Below are 14,556 nucleotides of genomic sequence, written 5' to 3' on the forward strand. Positions count from 1 at the left end.
GCCGGCGGCGGGCGGCGGCTCGTCGCCGAGGGGGCGGCGCAGCTGGCCCTGGCCCCCGTGTTCGGCCACTTCGGCCGGGCGGCGGTGCCGTTCAACGCCCGCCGGACCTGATGCCGGACCTGATGTCGGACCTGATGACTATGGGCTGATCGGGCGGGGGAGCGGAGGGCATTCGGCGGTACGCGGTCGTGGCGGCCCCGGCCGGGCGGGGCGGGTGCGGTTCGGTGTACGGAACCCACGCGATCAGCAAAGGCGTCCCCATGCGACTGCGCAGTGCCCTCGCCACCGGGGCGGCCCCCGCCACCACCTCGGCTCTGGCCTCCTTGCTGCTGCTCACCGCTGCTCCGCCGGCGATGGCGCAGACCGTCGCTGCGCAGGACGTCATGGCGCACGCAGGTGCCGCGTCTGTCTGTGCGGGGCCGGACGTCTCCGACTTCCCCGTCGAGGCCCGGATCCACGGCGGCCCGGCCTCGTACGTGCCCGGCGCCGCCCCCGGCACCTGGTCGCTGGAGCTGACCAACACGTCCGACGGCGCCTGCCGGGACATCCACCCGGTCGTCGTCATCGTCGACCGGGGCCGGGAGCTGCGGGACCGGCAGATCCTGCTGGAGTTCCGCGACCCGGCCGCACACCGCTGGCGTTCCGTGCCCTTCACGACCACCGACGAGGACGAGCACATCGGCCCGTTCGGCGACGGAACCGGCAAGGACGGAACCGGCAAGGACGGAACCGACGCGCCAGGGTTCGACATTCCGGCGGGCCGGACCGTCTCCGTACCCGTCCGGCTCGCGTTCACGGACGACACCACGGCGGACGGCATCACCGCCAACGCCGCCGTCGTCCGGCGCCACGGCGACGACGGCGACTGGGTCGGGGACTCCGGCGACTACCGCTTCACCGTCACCGCCACCCCGTCCGCCGATCCCACAGGCACGGACGTTCCGGGCGAGCCCGTCCCCGGTGAGCGCGTCCCCGGCCGGGAGCGCAACGGGGACATCGGGGGCCGTACCGGTGACGGCCCCGACGTCGGACCCCGCAACGGCGCCCACCGCTTCGCCGGCGAGCTGGCCAGGACCGGCTCGCACCGGCTGCGCACCGTGGGCGCCATCGCCTGCACCTGTGTCCTGCTGGGCGCCGCCCTGGTCGTGGGATCACGGCGCCCGAGAATGCAGCGCCGCCGGTAGGACCCCTCCGGCCGCACCACCGCCGGGGCGGGCCCGTTCACCCGGGTCTGGGACCATCACCCGGTGGACTACCCGCACAGCCAGGCACCTGGCGCACCGATCCGCTCCGGCATCCCGGAGCACGGCCGCATCCCCAAGTACTACGCGGTCAAGGCTCATGTCTCGCTGCTGATGGAGGAGTTGGGCGAGGGCGAGGCGCTGCCCGCCGAGCGCGATCTGGCCGTGCGGTACGAGGTGTCGCGCGAGACCGTACGGCAGGCGCTGCGCGAACTGGTCCTGGAGGGGCGGCTGCGGCGGCAGGGGCGGGGCACCGTGGTCGCGGGCCCCAAGCTCGAACAGCCGCTGTCGCTGGCGAGTTACACCGAAGGCGTACGCCGCCAGGGCCGCACCCCGGGGCGCCATCTCATCTCGCTCGACCGCTTCCCCTGCCCCGATGCCCTCGCCGCCGAGACCGGGCTCGGCCGGGGTGAGCCGGTCTGGCATCTGGAGCGGGTCCTGCTCGCGGACGACGAGCGGGTCGGCCTGGAGAGCACCTATGTCGCCGTGGCCCGAGTCCCCACCCTGGAGAGCGAGTTCGACCCCGACTCCTCCTTCTACAGCTTCCTCCGTGACCGGCTGGGCATCGGCTTCGGCGAAGCCGACGAGCGGATCGAGACGGTCCTGGCCACCCCGCGCGAGGCGCTGCTCATCGGGACACCGCCCGCGCTGCCGATGCTGCTGATCCACCGGGTCTCCCGCGATACGGACGGGCTGCCGCTGGAACGCGTACGGACGCTCTTCCGGGGCGACCGGTTCAGCTTCACCACCCGCCTCGCACCGGGCTGAGCCCGGATCCGGGCCGCGACCGGCAGCCACTGGGGTCACGAAAACGTAACGGGTCTAGTCCAGTCTTGTGGGGCTGTTCACCGTGCCGTTGCCTCCGGGTCGGCGCCGGGCCACTCGCCGCCAGCAGCGTTGCCGTCGTGAGAGTCATCGTCGTAGGAGCCGGCGTGGTGGGAACCATGCACGCCTGGCAGGCAGTGGAACGCGGCCACGAGGTCGTACAGATCGAGCGGGAGACCGAGGCGCGGGGCGCCTCGCTCCGTAACTTCGGGCAGGTGTGGGTCAGCGGGCGGGCCGGCGGGGAGGAGCTGGCGACCGCGCTGCGCGCCCGGGAGCTGTGGGAGGAGATCGGGAAGCGGGTGCCCGGCGTCGGCTTCCGCGCCACCGGGTCGCTCACCCCCGTACGGAACGGGCTGGAACGGGACGTCGCCGAGGCCGCGGTGCGGCGCGACGACGCGGCGGCGCGCGGCTACCGGCTGCTGACCCCGCGGGAGGCGCGGGAGATCAACCCGGCCCTGCGCGGCGGGTTCGAAGCGGCCCTGTGGTGCGGTCAGGACGCGGCCGTGGAGCCGCGCACCGCCCAGCTGGAGCTGAAGAAGGCCCTGCTGGCATCCGGGAAGTACCGCTACCTCGGCGGGCGGGAGGTCCGTGAGGTCGTCGGCGCCGGCTCGGTGCGCGACGACCACGGCGATGTGCACACCGGAGACGCCGTCGTCCTCTGCACCGGCGCCGCGCTCGGCGGCCTGGTGCGTGAGCTGGCCCCCGGACTCCCGGTCCGGCGGGTCCGTCTCCAGATGATGCAGACCGAGCCGCTCGGTGAACGCCTCACCACATCCGTGGCCGACGCCGACTCCTTCCGCTACTACCCGGCGTACGCGTCCGACGCCCTCGACGCGCTCAACGCGCGGCAGGCCCAGGACCCGGTGGCCGCAGCGCACCGGATGCAGCTGCTGATGGTGCAGCGCGCGGACGGCGGGCTGACCATCGGCGACACCCACGAGTACGAGCACCCCTTCGCCTTCGACGTACGCGAAGAGCCCTACGAGCACGTCGCCCGCGTCGCGGAGTCCTTCCTCGGGCGGCCGCTGCCGAAGATCCGTCACCGCTGGGCCGGGGTGTACGCGCAGTGCACCGACACCACCCGTGTCGTCCACCGCGAGCAGGTGAGCGACGGCGTGTGGCTGGTCACCGGGCCCGGCGGGCGCGGGATGACCTGTTCCCCGGCGATAGCCGAAAAGACCGCGAACGACCTCGGATGGTGAGTGAGTTGACCGTGAACAAGCCGATCAATCTGGTAGTGCTCGACATGGCGGGCACCACCGTCGCCGACGGCGGTCTCGTCGAGCGGGCCTTCGCCACCGCGGTGCGGCGGATGGGCGCCGAGCCCGATGCGATGCTCGGCCATGTCCGGGCCACCATGGGCGAGTCGAAGATCTCCGTCTTCCGGCACCTCTTCGGCGACGAGGAGAAGGCCAGGCAGGCCAACACCGCCTTCGAGGAGGCGTACGGGGAGCTGGTCGGCGCCGGGCACATCGCACCCGTTCCCGGTGCGCGCGAAGCCATCGAGCGGATGCGGGACGAGGGCAGGACCGTGGTCCTGAGCACCGGTTTCGCCCGGGCCACCCAGGACGCGATCCTCGCCGCGCTCGGCTGGCAGGACCTGGTCGAGCTGACACTCTGCCCGGCCGACGCCGGCGGTCGCGGGCGGCCCTGCCCGGACATGGTGCTGACGGCCTTCCTGCGGACCCGGGCCGTGGACGGGGTGGACCAGCTCGCGGTCGCGGGGGACACCTCGTACGACATGCTCAGCGGCGTACGGTCCGGGGCCCGGGTCGTGGCCGGTGTCCTCACCGGCGCCCACGACCGGGGACAGCTGGAGCAGCACGGCGCCACCCATGTCCTGGACTCGGTCGCCGGACTGCCGGAGCTGCTGGCCCGGGTGCAGAAATGACCAGCGGGATCCGCTTCGACGGGGTCTCCGTCGCGTACGGCGCGAAGGGCGGGAACGCCGGGACCACCGTCCTGGACTCGCTGGATCTGACCGTCGAGCCCGGTGAGGTGATGGCCCTGCTCGGCCCCTCGGGGTCGGGCAAGACCACCGCGCTGCGCGCCGTCGCCGGATTCGTCAGGCCCGTCGCCGGGCGGGTGTTCATCGGCGGCCGCGATGTGACCCTGCTGCCCCCGCACCGGCGCGGTGTCGGCATGGTCGTCCAGCAGTACGCGCTCTTCCCGCACATGCGCGTCGAGGACAATGTCGCTTTCGGGCTGCGGGCGCAGAAGGTCCCCAGGAGCGAGATCCCGCAGCGCGTCGCCGAAGCGCTCGGGATGACGGGCATGGCCTCCTACGCCACGCGCTACCCGCGCGAACTCTCCGGCGGCCAGCAGCAGCGCGTCGCCATCGCACGGGCCCTCGCCATCAGGCCGGGGGTGCTGCTCCTCGACGAGCCGCTCTCCGCGCTCGACGCCCAGCTGAGATCCGGGATGCTGGCCGAACTCGCCCGGCTGCACCGGGAGTTGCCCGAGGTGTCGATCCTGTACGTCACCCACGACCAGGTCGAGGCGCTCACCCTGGCCGACCGTATCGCCGTGATGGACCGGGCCCGCCTCCAGGACTGCGGCACCCCGCAGGAGCTGTACCGGCGCCCCCGCACCGAGTTCACCGCGTCCTTCGTCGGCAACGCCAACCTGCTGCCGGTGACCGTACGGCGCACCGGTGCGGGCTCCGACGGGGGCGCCGTGGTCTCCTTCGCCGGTACGGAACTGACCGTGACCGGCGCGGACGGCGCAGCCGACGGTGCCACGGCCACCCTGTGCGTACGCCCGCACCTGGTCGGGCTCGGTGCAGGACCGAACGCCCTGCGCGGCAGGATCACCGAGGTCCAGTGGCGCGGCTCCACCCACCGGCTGCTGGTCGATGTGGACGGCCGTACGGTCAAGGCCGATGTGCGCGAGCTGCGCGAGACTCCGGCGCTCGGCGACGCGGTGACCCTGCACTTCGCCGCCGATGACGCGGTGCTGCTCACCGCGGGCATGGCGCCGCACGGAACGGGACCGTACGGAACGGAGCCGGGCGGTACGGCACCGGGCGCGGCCCCCGGTACGGCACCGGGCGGTACGGCACCGGGCGCGGCCCCCGGCACGGCCGCCCCCGTCGGGACCCCGCCGGCACCCGTGAACGCCGCGGCGGGAGCCTCCGATGGCTAGCGCCACCGCGGTCGCCCCCGCCGCCGACATCACGCCCACCGGGCGCCGTTCACTGCCCCGATGGCTCTGGGCGCTGCCGCCCGTGGCCGTGCTGGCGCTCGTCTTCCTCTACCCGCTGGCCCTCGTCGTCCAGCAGTCCTTCACCCCCGACACCGGTGGCACGTCCGTCGCCCCGTACACCCAGGTCTTCGCATCCGACGCCTTCCGGCAGGCGCTGACGACGACCGTCTGGCTGGCCGTCGGCTCCACCATCGGCTGTCTCGTCCTCGGGTTCGCGCTCGCCCTGGTGATCGCCTTCGTGCCCTTCCCCGGCGGGAAGGCGGTCGCCCGGTTCATCGACGTCTTCCTCTCCTTCCCGTCCTTCCTGATCACGCTCGCACTGCTCTTCGTGTACGGCTCGGCCGGCATGGCCAACGGGGCGTGGACGGATGTGACCGGCGCGCGCCAGGGGCCGTTCCAGTTCCTCACCACACCGTGGGGCGTACTCCTCGCGGAGATCACCTACTTCACGCCGTTCGTGATGCGGCCGCTGCTCGCGGCCTTCTCCCAACTGGACACCGGGCAGCTCGAAGTGGCCTCGTCGCTGGGGGCGGGCCCGGCCCGGATCGTACGGCGGATCATCCTGCCCGAGGCGCTGCCCGCGCTCGCCGCCGGCGGCAGCCTGGTCCTGGTGATGTGTCTCAACGAGTTCGGCATCGTGCTCTTCACCGGCGCCAAGGGCGTGACGACCCTGCCGATGCTGGTGTACGGCAAGGCGATCCTCGAATCCGACTACCCGGCCGCGTGTGTGGTCGCCGTCGTCAATGTGGCGATCTCCGTCGGGCTCTACTCCCTCTACCGGATGGTGGCCCGCCGTGCTGGTGCATAGCCGTACGGGCAAGTGGACCACCTGGGTCCTCTTCTTCGCCCTCTTCCTGCCCCTGTTCGCCCTGCCGCTCCTGGTGATCCTGCTGGCCTCGTTCGCCACCAACTGGTCGGGGGCGCTGCCCTCGGGGGCGACCGTGAGCCATTACGCGGCCGCCACCAGCGGGGACTCCCTGCAGGCCCTGACCACGAGCCTGGTCACCGCCGTCAGCGCGAGCGTGCTCGCGCTGACGGTCGGGACCTGGGCGGCGCTCGCCGGGGCCGCCCTGAACAAGCGCGGACGGCGCTTCATGGACGCGCTGTTCATGCTGCCGGTCGCGGTGCCGTCGGTGGTCGTGGGCCTCGCCGTGCTGGTGGCGTTCAGCAAGCCGCCGGTGCTGCTCAACGGCACATCGACGATCGTGATCCTCGCGCACACCATTCTGGTCACGGCCTTCGCCCACCAGTCGGTCGCGGCCGCCACCCGGCGTCTCGACCCGGTGTACGAGCAGGCCGCGGCCTCGCTGGGAGCCCGCCCCTCGTACGTCCTGTGGCGGGTCAGGCTGCCGCTGCTGCTGCCGTCCCTCACCGCGGCGGCCGGGCTCTGCTTCGCCCTGTCGATGGGGGAGCTGAGCGCCACGATGATGCTCTACCCGCCCGACTGGACCCCGCTTCCCGTCCAGATCTTCGCGGCCACCGACCGGGGCTCGCTCTTCACGGGCGCGGCGGTCGCCGTGGTCCTCATGGCGGCGACGCTGCTGGTCCTGTCCGGGGTCTCCCGCATCAGGACCAGGGCGTCCTACCGCTGAGCCCCGGTGAACTCCCGCCGGAACCAGACCGACCGATCCGACCTTCAGGAGACACGAAACGCCATGCGCCACCCCATCAAGCCGCTCGCCGCCGTCACTGGGGCCCTGGTCCTCGCGGGCTCCCTCACCGCCTGCGGCGGTTCGTCCGCCGCGTCCGACGCCAAGGTCGTCACCGTCTACAGCGCCGACGGCCTCAAGGGCGAGAACAACGACGGCTGGTACGACCGGGTCTTCAAGGACTTCGAGCAGCGGACGGGCATCAAGGTCAAGTACGTGGAGGGCGGTTCGGGCGAGATCGTGCAGCGTGCGGTCCGCGAGAAGTCCAACACCCAGGCCGACGTGCTCGTCACGCTCCCGCCGTTCATCCAGCAGGCCGACACCAAGGGGCTGCTCCAGAAGTACGCGCCCAAGGGCTCGGCGCAGGTCGCGCCCGCCGACAAGGGGGCCGACGGCACCTGGACCTCGGTCGTCAACAACTACTTCGGCTTCGTCTACAACAAGAAGGAGCTGAAGCCCGCCCCCACCACCTGGGACGAGCTGCTCGGCTCCCGGTACAAGAACAAGCTCCAGTACTCCACGCCCGGCGTCGCGGGAGACGGCACCGCCGTCCTCATCAAGGCGATGCACGACTTCGGCTCCAAGAAGGCGGCCATGGCGTACCTGGGGAAGCTCCAGGCGAACAACGTCGGCCCGTCCGCCTCGACAGGCAAGCTCGCACCGAAGGTGGACAAGGGCGAGATCCTGGCCGCCAACGGGGACGTCCAGATGAACTACGCGCAGTCCAAGACCATGCCGGACCTCGGCATCTGGTTCCCCGCGAAGGCCGGCGGCTCCGGGCCGACCACCTTCGCGCTGCCGTACGCGGCCGGTCTGGTCAGCAAGGCGCCGCACTCAGCGAACGGCAGGAAGCTGCTGGACTTCATGCTCGCCGCGCAGGCCCAGAAGCAGGTCAGCGAGATCGGCGGCGGCTTCTCGTCCCGCCAGGACATCAAGGCCACCGACGCCGACGCGACCGCGCTGAGCGCGCTGATGAAGGGCGTCGACGTCTTCGCGCCCGACTGGGACGACATCTCCAGGAACCTCACCTCGTACGTCGAGGACTGGAAGTCCGCCACCCACAGCTGACCCCCCGGCCCCGCCGCCCGGCCCGACCGGCCGCGGCGGGTGAGAACGTCACCGCACGCCCCTGGCCGTCGGCGGTCCATTGCGAAAGGATAACGGGTCTAGTCCACCCGCCAACGCCCCCGCCCGGCAGGGGTGTTGAACCGAACCGTCCGCAACACCCCACCCCCACCGGAGGATCACGTGTCTTCTCAGCTGTCGCGCCGCTCCCTCCTCATCGGCGCCGCCTCCCTCGCCGTCGCGGCGGGCCCTCTCGCCCAGGTCGCCCGCGCCGTGGACAGAAAGCCCAAGGTCCTGGTCATCGGCCTGGACGGCACCCTGCTCAGCAAGACCGAAGTGGCGGACGCCCCGCACATCAAGGCGCTGCGGGCGGCAGGGCTGACCGCGGCCAGCCCGCTGTACGCCGCGCCCTTCGCCCCCACGCTCTCCGGGCCCGGCTGGTCGACGATCATCACCGGCGTCTGGCCCGACAAGCACAAGGTCATGGACAACACCTTCGCCGGGCAGAACTTCGCCCAGTACCCGGACTTCCTGACCCGCGTCGAGAACGCCAGGCCCGCGCTCGGCACCTACGCCATCGCGTCCTGGAACCCGATCACCACCACGGTCTTCTCCCCGAAGGTGGACACCCGGGTCAACACCCCGAGCGCCGAGTACGACACCGGCACCACCTCACGGCTCGTCAGCGAACTCGCCACCGGCGACTCGGACGCGCACTTCGTCCAGCTCGACGGCGTGGACGAGGCGGGCCACGAACACGGCGCCGCAAGCCAGGAGTACCTGGACGCGATCCACGCGGTGGACACCTCGGTCGGACAGTTCGTCGCCGCGATCGAGTCCCGCGCGACGTACGCGTCGGAGAACTGGCTGATCATGGTCACCGCCGACCACGGCCACACCGACCCCGGCGGCCACGGCGGCTCCAGCTGGCAGGAGCGCCAGACCTTCCTGATAGCGCGGGGCGCCGGGATCAGCGCCGGCTCCACGCGGTACGACATCCGGATGCCGGACGTCGCCGCCTCCGCGCTCGCCCACCTCGGTATCGCCATCGACCCCGCCTGGGGCCTCGACGGCAGGCCGCTCCAGCAGCCGGGCGACGACGCGTTCGACGCGCTGCGCCCCCGGCTGACCGGGCCGGTCGACGAGAGCGGCATCGGGGCCGGCGTCATCGGCTTCACGCACACACCGCCGCCCGGCTGGTCGGTCGACAACTCCGCGATGGGCACCGGCGGGGTCACCGAGTGGCGCGGCTGGTCCTTCACGACCGACGAGTTCTGGACGAAGGCCGAGCCCGACCAGCAGCGCGAGTCCAACGTCCGGGCGCGCGGCGTCTTCGCGGTCGCCGACGGCGACGAGTGGTCGGACAAGTCCTTCACGGGGACCTTCGACTCGACCCTGATCAGCCCGGCCTACCCGGTGCGCGGCGGACGCCAGGCGACCCTCACGTACACGACGTACTACCGCCAGGAGGCCCCGCAGCGCGGCGAGGTGCTGGTCAGCTACGACGGCGCGGCCCCGGTCAGCGTACGGACGTACACCGCGGACACCTCGTCCCGCGTCGAGAACCTCACGCTCCAGGTCCCGGCCGGGGCCACCAGCGCCCAGGTGCGGTTCCGCTACACCGGGGGCAACAACTGGTTCTGGACGGTCGACGGGGTCGGCGTCACCGCGGGGTGACGCGGGCCGGGGGCGTCCGGCGGCACGCGGTGGTGCGTCCGGCGCCCCCGGCGGCGGGTCCGGGTCAGATGAGGTCGACCAGGTCGGCGATGGAGTCCACGACCGTCGTCGGCCGGTACGGGTAGCGGCCGACGTCCTCCTTGTTCGTCAGGCCGGTGAGCACCAGGAAGGTCTCCATCCCGGCCTCGAGACCCGCCAGTACGTCGGTGTCCATCCGGTCGCCGATCATCGCGGAGCTCTCGGAGTGGGCGCCGATCGCGTTGAGCCCGGTGCGCATCATCAGCGGGTTGGGCTTGCCCACGAAGTACGGGTCCTTGCCGGTCGCCTTGGTGATCAGGGCGGCCACCGAGCCCGTCGCGGGCAGGGCGCCCTCCGGCGAAGGGCCGGTGTTGTCGGGGTTGGTGGCGATGAAGCGGGCGCCGTTGTTGATCAGCCGGATGGCCCTGGTCAGCGCCTCGAACGAGTAGGTCCTGGTCTCCCCGAGGATCACGAAGTCCGGGTCGGCGTCCGTCAGGATGTATCCGGCGTCGTGCAGGGCCGTGGTCAGCCCGGCCTCGCCGATGACGTACGCGGTGCCGCCCGGGTGCTGGTTGTCGAGGAACTTGGCGGTCGCGAGGGCGGAGGTCCAGATGTTCTGCACCGGCACTTCGAGGCCGATCCGCTGCAGCCGGGCGTGCAGATCGCGCGGGGTGTAGATCGAGTTGTTGGTGAGCACGAGGAACGGCTTGCCGGTGTCCCGCAGCTTCTTGATGAAGGCGTCGGCTCCCGGCACGGGAACGCCCTCGTGCATCAGTACGCCATCCATGTCCGTGAGCCACGATTCGATGGGCTTGCGCTCTGTCATGCGGGCTGGCTCCTGGCGGCTCGGTGTGATGGTCACCGGAGATCCGAAGGGTACGGGGGCTCCGAGGCGGCCATCCTATTCACGCCGGTCGGGTGGCCGGAATGGGCTGCCTCCGGCAGCCGTACCGACGGGCGTACCGACAGCCGCGCCACCTTCGGACGTATGTGCGGCTTCCCGGGATGCGGGATGGTCCGGGAGGCGGCAACCTTCGTAACAGGAGGTTCACCATGCGTCTGATATCCGTCACTCTCTGTGCCGCAGCGGCGGCCGCGACTGCCCTCTTCCCCGCAGCCGCGATCGCGGCCCCGGCCGAAGGGACCTCGGGGACGGTCACGGTCAGCCCGTCCGTCATCGCCCCCGGCGAGGAGGTGGACCTCAGAGTGAGCTGCACGAGCGGCAAGCCGTACGGCAGGTCCGACGCCTTCGACTCGCAGGCCCAGTTCTCACCCGCGGCCGACCGCGGCTCCATGTACGCCGAGGCGCGGATCCGTACCGACGCCCAGGCCAAGGACTACACGGTCCAGGTCAAGTGCGGGCGCACCACCGTCACCGGCACGATCACCGTGGTCCGGGAGGGCGGCCACCACCGCCCCACGCCGCTGGTCACCCCGACCGCCCCCGTCCACGCGGGTGGCGGCGCCACGGCCACGATGGCCGACCGGGAATCGGCCCCGGGCTCCGGGCACACCGTCGTCGGCCTGGTGCTCGCGGGCATCGCCGCCGTAGCAGTGGCCGGTCGCAGCGTCCGGCGCCGGCGCAGCAACTGACATGTCTTCCGAGGGCTCGTCATCGGGCAGCGGACGGCTGCTGACCGGGGTCGCCTGGGCCGTCCTGCTGCTCGGGCTGTGGCTCTGGGGCCGCCAGATCACCGAAGGCCCCGAGGGCAGCTCGGGGCCGAAGACCGGCGATGTGGCCGCGGTGGGCCGCCCGCTCGGCGTCACGCTGCCACCGGCCCACGACCCGCTCACGGGCGTGCGGCCGCAGCGGGTGCAGATCCCCTCGGTGGGGATCAACGCCCCGATCGTGCCCCGCGGGCTCGACTCCCACGGCGCGGTCGACCCGCCGCCGTTCGCGGCACCGGACGAGGTCGGCTGGTTCGGCGGCGGTGCCCGTCCCGGGGCCGCCGGGGCCGCCCTGCTCGTCGGCCATGTCGACACGAACACCAGGAAAGCGGTCTTCTACGGCCTGAGCGCGGTCCGGCCGGGCGAGAAGGTGCGGGTGACGGGCTCCGACGGCACGGTCAGCGAGTTCACCATCGACGACGTCCAGGTCTTCCAGCGCAGCCACTTCAACGCGAAGAAGGTCTACGGGGAGCGGGTGAAGGGCCGGGCGGAGCTGCGGCTGATCACCTGCGGCGGCTCGTTCGACCGCACGACCCGGGCCTACAGCGCGAATGTGGTCGTCTCGGCCTACCTCACGGGTGTGCCCAAGGCGTGAGCGGGCGGCGGTGCGGGGCCGGCTCCGTCCGGCCCGTCCGGCCTCCGTGACCTGTTTGATCTACTCGGCCGCATTATTTTGCCGGACCCGCCCGGTCCACCGCGGGGATTCACCGGAGGGGCGCCTGACCGGGCGCCCCTCCGGTCTGCTGTGCGCTGCGGGCGGTGGCGCGGGGGTGCGCCGCCAGGTGGCGTCCGGCCGCAACTCCCTTTTCCTGTACGTGAGATGGAGCCGCCCCGGGGTGCGGGGCCGGGCGCCGGGTGCGGGGGAGAGCGGCGAGGGAACGACTGAAGCCCCCCACGGTGAGGTGGGGGGCTTCGGTCTCGCGTGCGCCGCCAGGGACTCGAACCCCGGACCCGCTGATTAAGAGTCAGCTGCTCTAACCAACTGAGCTAGCGGCGCCTGCTGACCTGGAGAACTTTACCGGACCGGCACCGGTGCTCCGAACCTTGCGGTGGGCCATATGTTCGTTTTCTCCCCATTCATTCCGTCAAAATGCGATGTGTCCGCTCAGTTGCGAAGCTGACGATCGTGCAGATGCGCCTGTGCGCAACGTCAACGACGCGGAGGGGACACGTATGACGGTTCCGGTCTTCGAGGAGTACGAACCGGCGAGCGACTGCGGATGTGCGGGGTGTGCCGAGTGGCGCCGCTCGGGCTCCCACACCCTCTCGCTGCGGGAGGGAGGGCACCCGGCGGCCCACGGCGCACGGCGCGCGCTGGTGCTGGCGACCGCGGCCGGGGTGGTACTCGGCGGGGGAACGGCGGCGGCAGCCGTCCCGGGCCCCGGCGGCCAGGGCGGCGGGCAGGGGCAGGAACCGGCCGCAGCGCCCGTCGCCCCCACGAAACTGCCCGCCACCACCCGGGCGGCGATCATCAGCCGCGCCAAGAAGTGGGTGGGGGCCAAGGTCCCGTACCGCATGGACAAGAACTGGACGGACGGGTACCGGCAGGACTGCTCGGGCTTCGTCTCGATGGCCTGGGGGCTGGACGGCAGCGAATGGACGGGAAACCTGGCCCAGTACGGGGTGCGGATAGACAAGGGCGATCTCCAGCCCGGCGACATCCTGCTGTTCCACAACCCGGCGAACCCCAACAAGGGCTCCCACGTCACGATCTTCGGCGGCTGGACCAACTCCGCCCACACCTACTACCTGGCGTACGAGCAGACGCAGCCGCACACCCGGGTGCAGTCGACCCCGTACGCCTACTGGTCCAACTCCAGCCGCTACGTGCCCTACCGCTACAAGGGGCTGAAGACGGGGACCGGTGGCTCGCAGTCTGCCACCGCCTTCCCCGGGAAGAAGTCCTTCGGCAAGGGCGCGAAGAACGCGAACGTGACCCGGCTCGGCCGGATGCTCGTCGCACGTGGCGGCGGCCGTTTCTACCGGCAGGGGCCCGGTCCGGCCTGGGGTGACGCCGACCGCAATGCCACCCAGGCGTTCCAGCGGGCGCAGGGCTGGACCGGCTCCGACGCGGACGGGCTGCCGGGACCCACCACCTGGAGCCTGCTGGTGAAGGGCGGCGGCAAGAACATCCCGGCGGCGGGGAAGGGCGCTGCTGCCGGCGCCGCTGCCACTGGCGGGGCCGCTGCCGGTGCCGCCGCCAGTGCCCATGCCGGGGCCGCTCCTGCGGCTGCCGCTGGGGGCGGTGGGGCGGTGAAGCCCGGTGGGGTCAAGGGCGCTGCGGACAAGGCCGGTTCGGTCAGTCAGGCCAGTACCACTGGAGCTACCGGCGCTGCTGGTGGCGCGGCCCGGCCCGCCGGCACGAGCGGCCCGGCCAGGCCCGCCGGCGGTGCGCCGAGTGCCGCTGCCTTTCCTGGTGCCGCGTTCTTCAGGCCGGGGCGGTCCAGCGCCCACGTGGAGCAGCTCGGCAAGCAGCTGGTGAAGAAGGGCTTCGGCAAGTACTACACGACCGGTCCCGGACCCCGGTGGTCAGAGGCGGACCGACGCAATGTCCAGGCGTTTCAGCGGGCCCAGGGATGGACCGGCGCGGCGGCCGACGGATATCCCGGCCCCGAGACATGGAGGCGACTCTTCGCATGACCGAGACGACAGCAGCAGCCGGCGGACACGCCGAGCTCAGGGGGCCGGACGGACTGGACGGACTGGAGGGGCCGGAGGGGCCGGAGGGGCCGGACCGAGCGGACCGACCGGACGGGGTGGACGGGTTGGACGGGTTGGACGGACGGGCTGGAGCGGCAGGGCGGGCCGGTGCGGACGGACTGGCCGGTGCGGAGGGACTGGCCGGAGCTGCCGGAGTCGCCGGAGTCGCCGGAGCCGCTGGAACTGCCGGAGCCGCAGGAGCGGGTGGCCGGGACGACGGTCCGGTGGGGGCGGTGGCGGCCGATTCCGCCGAGCGGACCGAGCAGACCTGGTTCGGAGGTCCCGCGCAGGGCCGTCCGACCCTCCGCAGGACCGCGGTGATCATGAATGAGGCCACTACCGAGATCCCGGTTCATCTGCTGTTCCGGGACGACCCGCCCGCGCCCGGCGGCGGCACGGGTGCCGCCCGGACGGTCGGCCGCCCGGCGGGGTACTCGGGAGGCAGGCCCGGGCCGAAGCGCCAGCTGCCCCGGACGGACAGCCGAATCCAGCGCGCCGTCCGGCCCGTG

13 protein-coding genes, 1 tRNA gene and 1 pseudogene are annotated in these 14,556 nt (G+C 72.2%); 13 read left to right on the forward strand and 2 right to left on the reverse strand.

The genetic code is table 11. The annotated features are described in order from the left end of the window. The first annotated feature begins 260 nt into the window (after positions 1-260). The 9 genes from G3I19_RS26625 (at position 261) to G3I19_RS26665 (ending at position 9,661) form a co-directional block, all read left to right on the forward strand. Positions 261-1,184: a hypothetical protein gene (locus G3I19_RS26625; protein WP_164266250.1), complete on the forward strand. Its 924-nt coding sequence runs from the start codon at positions 261-263 to the stop codon at positions 1,182-1,184. A 63-nt stretch (positions 1,185-1,247) separates the two neighbouring features. After that, positions 1,248-2,009, forward strand: a complete 762-nt coding sequence (locus G3I19_RS26630) for a GntR family transcriptional regulator (protein WP_164266251.1) — start codon at positions 1,248-1,250, stop codon at positions 2,007-2,009. 137 nt (positions 2,010-2,146) lie between these two features. Continuing rightward, positions 2,147-3,268 (forward strand): TIGR03364 family FAD-dependent oxidoreductase, encoded by a 1,122-nt coding sequence (locus tag G3I19_RS26635; protein WP_164266252.1) that lies wholly within the window; start codon positions 2,147-2,149, stop codon positions 3,266-3,268. Between the two features lie 11 nt (positions 3,269-3,279). After that, positions 3,280-3,957 (forward strand): phosphonatase-like hydrolase, encoded by a 678-nt coding sequence (locus G3I19_RS26640; RefSeq protein ID WP_343235216.1) that lies wholly within the window; start codon positions 3,280-3,282, stop codon positions 3,955-3,957. Next, positions 3,954-5,210 (forward strand): ABC transporter ATP-binding protein, encoded by a 1,257-nt coding sequence (locus G3I19_RS26645; RefSeq protein WP_164266254.1) that lies wholly within the window; start codon positions 3,954-3,956, stop codon positions 5,208-5,210. The genes G3I19_RS26640 and G3I19_RS26645 overlap by 4 nt, the downstream gene beginning before the upstream one ends. Then, the gene (locus tag G3I19_RS26650; RefSeq protein ID WP_164266255.1) at positions 5,203-6,078 is read left to right on the forward strand and encodes a 2-aminoethylphosphonate ABC transporter permease subunit; all 876 of its coding nucleotides are present in this window, start codon (positions 5,203-5,205) and stop codon (positions 6,076-6,078) included. The genes G3I19_RS26645 and G3I19_RS26650 overlap by 8 nt, the downstream gene beginning before the upstream one ends. Then, entirely contained in the window at positions 6,065-6,862 is a 798-nt protein-coding gene (locus G3I19_RS26655; RefSeq protein ID WP_164266256.1) for an ABC transporter permease subunit, read from the forward strand. The genes G3I19_RS26650 and G3I19_RS26655 overlap by 14 nt, the downstream gene beginning before the upstream one ends. 63 nt (positions 6,863-6,925) lie before the next feature. Beyond that, positions 6,926-7,987 (forward strand): 2-aminoethylphosphonate ABC transporter substrate-binding protein, encoded by a 1,062-nt coding sequence (locus G3I19_RS26660; RefSeq protein WP_164266257.1) that lies wholly within the window; start codon positions 6,926-6,928, stop codon positions 7,985-7,987. Positions 7,988-8,167: 180 nt separating this feature from the next. Next, positions 8,168-9,661 carry an alkaline phosphatase family protein gene (locus G3I19_RS26665; protein ID WP_164266258.1) on the forward strand — a complete coding sequence of 498 codons (1,494 nt, stop codon included), beginning with the start codon at positions 8,168-8,170 and terminating at the stop codon, positions 9,659-9,661. A gap of 64 nt (positions 9,662-9,725) precedes the next feature. Here G3I19_RS26665 and G3I19_RS26670 read toward each other — a convergent pair whose 3' ends face one another. Then, positions 9,726-10,505: an HAD-IIA family hydrolase gene (locus G3I19_RS26670; protein WP_164266259.1), complete on the reverse strand. Its 780-nt coding sequence runs from the start codon at positions 10,503-10,505 to the stop codon at positions 9,726-9,728. Positions 10,506-10,732: 227 nt separating this feature from the next. On the opposite strand from G3I19_RS26670, the gene G3I19_RS26675 reads away from it, so the two are divergent. Continuing rightward, complete coding sequence (locus G3I19_RS26675; RefSeq protein ID WP_164266260.1) at positions 10,733-11,272, forward strand: hypothetical protein; 540 nt, start codon at positions 10,733-10,735, stop codon at positions 11,270-11,272. A 1-nt stretch (position 11,273) separates the two neighbouring features. Further along, complete coding sequence (locus G3I19_RS26680) at positions 11,274-11,942, forward strand: class F sortase (protein WP_164266261.1); 669 nt, start codon at positions 11,274-11,276, stop codon at positions 11,940-11,942. Between the two features lie 328 nt (positions 11,943-12,270). On the opposite strand, the gene G3I19_RS26685 is transcribed toward G3I19_RS26680, so the two are convergent. Then, positions 12,271-12,344, reverse strand: a tRNA-Lys gene (locus G3I19_RS26685). A gap of 176 nt (positions 12,345-12,520) precedes the next feature. On the opposite strand from G3I19_RS26685, the gene G3I19_RS26690 reads away from it, so the two are divergent. Continuing rightward, entirely contained in the window at positions 12,521-13,987 is a 1,467-nt protein-coding gene (locus tag G3I19_RS26690; RefSeq protein WP_164266262.1) for a peptidoglycan-binding protein, read from the forward strand. A 293-nt stretch (positions 13,988-14,280) separates the two neighbouring features. Beyond that, positions 14,281-14,556 (forward strand): annotated as a pseudogene (locus tag G3I19_RS37710) (hypothetical protein); the annotation flags it as partial.

This window comes from Streptomyces sp. SID10853 (genome assembly GCF_010548145.1).
In the GTDB taxonomy this organism is placed as follows: domain Bacteria; phylum Actinomycetota; class Actinomycetes; order Streptomycetales; family Streptomycetaceae; genus Streptomyces.

What these genes read in the sequence shown, in the direction of transcription:
- G3I19_RS26625 (WP_164266250.1), top strand. Translation starts at nt 261, where the DNA reads ATGCGACTGCGCAGTGCCCTCGCCACCGGGGCGGCCCCCGCCACCACC.
- G3I19_RS26645 (WP_164266254.1), top strand. Translation starts at nt 3,954, where the DNA reads ATGACCAGCGGGATCCGCTTCGACGGGGTCTCCGTCGCGTACGGCGCG.
- G3I19_RS26650 (WP_164266255.1), top strand. Translation starts at nt 5,203, where the DNA reads ATGGCTAGCGCCACCGCGGTCGCCCCCGCCGCCGACATCACGCCCACC.
- G3I19_RS26660 (WP_164266257.1), top strand. Translation starts at nt 6,926, where the DNA reads ATGCGCCACCCCATCAAGCCGCTCGCCGCCGTCACTGGGGCCCTGGTC.
- G3I19_RS26670 (WP_164266259.1), bottom strand. Translation starts at nt 10,505, where the DNA reads ATGACAGAGCGCAAGCCCATCGAATCGTGGCTCACGGACATGGATGGC.
- G3I19_RS26675 (WP_164266260.1), top strand. Translation starts at nt 10,733, where the DNA reads ATGCGTCTGATATCCGTCACTCTCTGTGCCGCAGCGGCGGCCGCGACT.
- G3I19_RS26680 (WP_164266261.1), top strand. Translation starts at nt 11,274, where the DNA reads ATGTCTTCCGAGGGCTCGTCATCGGGCAGCGGACGGCTGCTGACCGGG.
- G3I19_RS26690 (WP_164266262.1), top strand. Translation starts at nt 12,521, where the DNA reads ATGACGGTTCCGGTCTTCGAGGAGTACGAACCGGCGAGCGACTGCGGA.